The following is a 4,709-nucleotide window of genomic DNA, read 5'->3' as shown; positions in this document are numbered from 1 at the left end:
AACCTCGATGCCGACCAGGCGTGGCAGGTGATTGGCAACTGGGCCGATGGCCCAGTTCGGATGGCCCGCGGCTACGTGGTGTCGTGCCAGACAGACGGCGACCTCCGCGTGGTGACCTTTGCCAAGGGCACCGTCGCACGGGAGCGCCTAGTCGCTCGTGACGAGGCCGCCCGCCGGATCGTGTACTCGCTGATCGGCGACACTGTCCGACCTCAGCACGACAACGCTGTGATGCAGATCGTGCCAGACCGCGCGGGCCATTGCCGCTTTGTCTGGTCTCGTGATGTGCTGCCCCATGAGCTGGCCGAGCCGCTGTGCAACGCGATGGAAGAGGCTGCGCCGGTCATCAAGCGCACGCTCGAGGACCAAGCGGGTCCTCAGGCGATGTCGGCGACGAAGACGCCCAGTCGGCGCGCCTGCAGCCGCGCCAGCCACGGCAGCTCCTGACCGCCGGTGCCGGCAGGCAAGATCCGCGGATTGGTGATGTGGATTGACTTCCGCAGGAACTGCACATCGGCCTCGCCGGCGGCCAGCACGTTTTTCACCCAGTCGGTTTTGCCGTGGCCGAGCACAATCGCCAGTAGGTTGCCCTTGCGGTACGCGGTCACGATGGTCTCGTAGGGCTTTCCGGACTTGCGGCCGCGGTGTTTGATCAGCGCGGCACCGGGCAGATAACGGGCAATCGGCTTGATCGCCGGGTTCATGTACTTGACCTGCCACCGCTCAAACCACGGCGGGAACATCATCGGCACGCCTGGAGCGCTGTTGGGACGATCCTGTACGGACATGCGGTCACTGTACCGGTCCGATATGCATTTGAACTGCCTGGGACAATGGTCAGCGTGAACGTGATGGCCCGCATCGACCTACGCGACGCGCAGCTCTCGGCTGCCCGGCTGCGGGCTGCGTTGCCGCGCGGTGGCGGCGACGTGGATGCGGTGCTGGGGACGGTGCGCCCGATCGTCGAGGCGGTCGCGGAGCGAGGGGCCGAGGCGGCGCTGCAGTACGGCGAGTCGTTCGACGGGGTACGGCCAGCGACCGTGCGTGTCCCGGTCGACGAGCTCGACGCGGCGCTGGCACGGCTGGACCGCGAGGTGCTGTCCGCGCTGCGGGTGGCCATCGAACGCAGTCGCGCGGTGCACGCCGCACAGCGCCGCTCCGACGTCACGACCACACTCGGATCAGGCGCGACGGTCACACAGCGATGGGTTCCGATCGATCGGGTCGGCCTCTACGTGCCTGGCGGCAACGCGGTCTACCCCTCCAGCGTGGTGATGAACGTGGTGCCGGCGCAGGTCGCGGGCGTCGACTCCTTGGTGCTGGCCAGCCCACCGCAAGCTGCCCATAGCGGCCTCCCGCACCCGACCATCTTGGCGGCCGCACGGCTGCTCGGCGTCGACGAGGTCTGGGCGATCGGCGGCGCGCAGGCCGTGGCGCTTCTGGCCTACGGCGGCACCGACACGGACGGCAGCGAGCTGCCGCCGGTCGACATGATCACCGGTCCCGGCAACGTCTACGTCACCGCCGCCAAGCGGCTCTGCCGCTCGCGGGTGGGCATCGACGCCGAAGCGGGGCCGACCGAAATCGCCATCCTCGCCGACCACACCGCCGATCCCGCGCACGTGGCCGCCGACCTCATCAGCCAGGCCGAACACGACGTGATGGCCGCCAGCGTGCTGGTCACCCCCAGCGTCGAGCTGGCCGACGCCACCGACGCGGAGCTGGCCAGCCAGCTGCAGACCACGGTGCACCGGGAGAGGGTGACGGCCGCGCTGTCCGGTCAGCAGTCGGCGATCATCCTGGTCGACGACCTCGACGCCGGTATCAGCGTCGTGAACGCCTACGCCGCCGAGCATCTGGAGATCCAGACCGTGGATGCCGCCGACGTCGCGGCCCGAATCCATTCGGCCGGCGCAATTTTCGTCGGCCCTTACTCCCCGGTGAGCCTGGGCGACTACTGCGCCGGCTCCAATCATGTGTTGCCGACCGCCGGCAGCGCCCGCCATTCCAGCGGGCTGTCGGTGCAGACCTTTCTACGTGACATCCAGGTCGTCGACTACACCGAAGCCGCGCTCAAAGACGTGTCCGGGCATGTGGTCACGCTGGCGCAAGCGGAAGATCTGCCCTCGCATGGTGAGGCGATACGGCGGAGGTTCGAGCGATGACCCGTCGCCCGACGCTCGACGAACTGCCGTTGCGCGACGATTTGCGCGGTAAGACGCCTTATGGCGCACCGCAATTGGCAGTTCCGGTGCGCCTGAACACTAACGAGAACCCGCATCCGCCCAGCAGGGCGCTGGTCGAGGATGTCGCGCGGTCGGTGCACGAAGCGGCCGCCGGGTTGCACCGCTACCCGGACCGTGACGCGGTCGCGCTGCGGCGCGATTTGGCTACTTACCTCGCCGCCCAGACCGGTACGCAGCTCTGTACCGAAAACGTCTGGGCTGCAAACGGTTCCAACGAGATTCTGCAACAGCTGCTGCAGGCCTTCGGCGGGCCGGGTCGCAGTGCAATCGGTTTTGTGCCGTCGTACTCGATGCACCCGATCATCGCCGACGGCACTCACACCGAATGGCTCCAGACGGTGCGCGCCGACGACTTCAGCATCGACGTTGACGCCGCCGTCGCCGCGATCACCGAACGCCAACCCGATATCGTGATGGTGGCCAGCCCTAACAACCCATCGGGGCAAAGCGTTTCGCTGTCGGATCTGCGACGGCTACTCGACGTGACACCGGGCATCCTGATTCTCGACGAGGCCTACGGCGAATTCTCGTCGCAGCCCAGCGCGGTCCAACTGGTGCAGGAGTATCCGACCAAGCTCGTCGTCACCCGCACCATGAGCAAGGCTTTCGCTTTCGCCGGCGGCCGACTCGGTTACCTGATCGCCACGCCGGCGGTCATCGAGGCGATGGTGTTGGTACGGCTGCCCTATCACCTGTCGTCGATTACCCAGGCTGCGGCCCGGGCTGCGCTGCGCCACGCCGACGACACGCTGGGCAGTGTCGCCGCACTAATCGCCGAACGCGAGAGAGTGACGACTGAGTTGACCCGCTTGGGCTTTCGGGTCATCCCCAGCGACGCCAACTTTGTGTTGTTCGGGCAGTTCGCCGACGCGCCCACCGCCTGGCAGCGCTACCTCGATGCCGGTGTACTGATCCGCGATGTCGGCATCCCCGGGTATCTACGCGTCACTACGGGCCTTGCCGAGGAAAACGATGCGTTCCTGAAGGCCAGTGAACACATCGCCGCGACTGAACTGGCAGAGCCGCTGGTGGCGATCGCAACCGCGGCAAAGCCGGGCGCAGCCGGTCGCCACCAAGATGACTAGGAGCTTCATGACAACCAACCGCCGGGCGCGCGTCGAACGCACCACCAAAGAATGCGACATCGTCGTCGAACTGGACCTCGACGGCACCGGGCAGGTCGATGTCGACACCGGTATCCCGTTCTACGACCACATGCTGACCGCGCTGGGCAGCCACGCCAGCTTCAATCTGAGCGTGCGCGCCAAGGGCGATGTCGAAATCGAGGCGCATCACACGATCGAGGACACCGCGATCGTGCTCGGCCAAGCGCTGGGGCAAGCGCTCGGCGACAAGACCGGCATCCGGCGGTTCGGTGATGCCTACGTCCCGATGGACGAGGCGCTGGCCCACGCTGCGGTCGACGTGTCCGGCCGGCCCTACTGCGTGCACACCGGCGAGCCGGATCACCTGCGGCACTTCACGATTGCCGGTAACACGGTGCCGTACCACACCGTCGTCAACAGGCACGTGTTCGAGACACTGGCGATGAATGCCCGCATCGCGCTGCACGTCCGCACGCTCTACGGGCGTGACCCGCACCACATCACCGAGGCGCAGTACAAGGCAATCGCGCGTGCATTGCGTCAGGCCGTCGAACCCGATTCCCGGGTGTCCGGGATCCCGTCCACCAAAGGGACGTTGTGAAATCCGTCGTGGTCCTGGACTACGGCTCAGGCAATTTGCGGTCCGCGCAGCGCGCGCTGCAGCGGGCCGGCGCCTCGGTCGAGGTGACCGCTGACCTGGATGCGGCCGCTGCCGTCGACGGGCTGGTGGTGCCAGGCGTCGGCGCCTTCGCGGCCTGCATGGACGGGCTTCGAAAGGTCAATGGGGGCAAGGTGATCTCCGAGCGGGTGGCCGCAGGACGCCCGGTATTGGGTATCTGCGTCGGCATGCAGATCTTGTTCGCGCGCGGGATCGAGTTCGGTGTCGAATCGCAGGGCTGCGGGCAGTGGCCGGGCGCAGTGACGCGGCTTGATGCGCCGGTGATCCCGCACATGGGCTGGAACGTCGTGGCCGCCGCGCCCGGCAGCGCGCTGTTCAAAGGGCTCGACGCTGATGCGCGGTTCTATTTCGTGCATTCTTACGCCGCCCAGCGCTGGGAGGGCGCAGCCGACGCGCTGGTGACGTGGGCCACCTATCACGTGCCGTTCCTGGCCGCCGTCGAGGACGGCCCGTTGGCCGCCATCCAGTTCCACCCGGAAAAGAGCGGTGACGCCGGCGCGGCCTTACTGAGCAACTGGGTCGAGGGGCTTTGAAATGTCATTGATTCTGTTGCCGGCCGTCGACGTAGTCGACGGACAGGCGGTGCGGTTGGTGCAAGGCCGAGCCGGTAGCGAAACCGAGTACGGCTCGGCCGTCGACGCTGCGCTGGGCTGGCAGCGCGACGGCGCCGAATGGATC

The 4,709-nt window shown here is 67.1% G+C and carries 7 protein-coding genes; 6 read left to right on the top strand and 1 reads right to left on the bottom strand.

Annotated elements, in window-relative coordinates; all coding sequences use genetic code 11:
• Nucleotides 1–447, top strand: a 447-nt coding sequence (locus VFA16_RS15710) for an SRPBCC family protein (RefSeq protein ID WP_324968710.1), incomplete at its 5' end; no start/stop codon positions are given.
• On the opposite strand, the gene VFA16_RS15705 is transcribed toward VFA16_RS15710, so the two are convergent.
• Entirely contained in the window at nt 378–788 is a 411-nt protein-coding gene (locus VFA16_RS15705; protein ID WP_324968709.1) for a nitroreductase family deazaflavin-dependent oxidoreductase, read from the bottom strand. The genes VFA16_RS15710 and VFA16_RS15705 overlap by 70 nt on opposite strands.
• Nucleotides 789–848: 60 nt before the next feature.
• Here VFA16_RS15705 and hisD point away from each other — a divergent pair, with 60 nt between their 5' ends.
• The 5 genes from hisD to VFA16_RS15680 form a co-directional block, all read left to right on the top strand.
• Complete coding sequence (gene hisD / locus VFA16_RS15700) at nt 849–2,165, top strand: histidinol dehydrogenase (RefSeq protein ID WP_324968712.1); 1,317 nt, start codon at nt 849–851, stop codon at nt 2,163–2,165.
• A complete protein-coding gene (locus tag VFA16_RS15695) occupies nt 2,162–3,331 on the top strand; it encodes a histidinol-phosphate transaminase (protein WP_324968708.1) in 1,170 nt (389 codons plus the stop codon). The genes hisD and VFA16_RS15695 overlap by 4 nt, the downstream gene beginning before the upstream one ends.
• A gap of 7 nt (nt 3,332–3,338) precedes the next feature.
• Complete coding sequence (gene hisB / locus VFA16_RS15690) at nt 3,339–3,953, top strand: imidazoleglycerol-phosphate dehydratase HisB (RefSeq protein ID WP_414687738.1); 615 nt, start codon at nt 3,339–3,341, stop codon at nt 3,951–3,953.
• Nucleotides 3,950–4,564, top strand: a complete 615-nt coding sequence (gene hisH, locus VFA16_RS15685) for an imidazole glycerol phosphate synthase subunit HisH (RefSeq protein ID WP_324968706.1) — start codon at nt 3,950–3,952, stop codon at nt 4,562–4,564. Before hisB ends, hisH begins: the two co-directional genes overlap by 4 nt.
• Nucleotide 4,565: 1 nt before the next feature.
• The coding region (locus VFA16_RS15680) for a HisA/HisF-related TIM barrel protein (RefSeq protein WP_324968711.1) at nt 4,566–4,709 on the top strand (144 nt) is incomplete at its 3' end.

It is taken from the genome of Mycobacterium sp., from assembly GCF_035653355.1.
Taxonomy (GTDB): domain Bacteria; phylum Actinomycetota; class Actinomycetes; order Mycobacteriales; family Mycobacteriaceae; genus Mycobacterium.
Note: the sequence above shows the minus strand (reverse complement) of the source record. Positions and strands in the feature narration are given on the sequence as shown.

Coding starts and splice junctions, on each gene's coding strand:
- VFA16_RS15705 (WP_324968709.1), bottom strand. CDS start 788: ATGTCCGTACAGGATCGTCCCAACAGCGCTCCAGGCGTGCCGATGATG.
- VFA16_RS15695 (WP_324968708.1), top strand. CDS start 2,162: ATGACCCGTCGCCCGACGCTCGACGAACTGCCGTTGCGCGACGATTTG.
- hisB (WP_414687738.1), top strand. CDS start 3,339: ATGACAACCAACCGCCGGGCGCGCGTCGAACGCACCACCAAAGAATGC.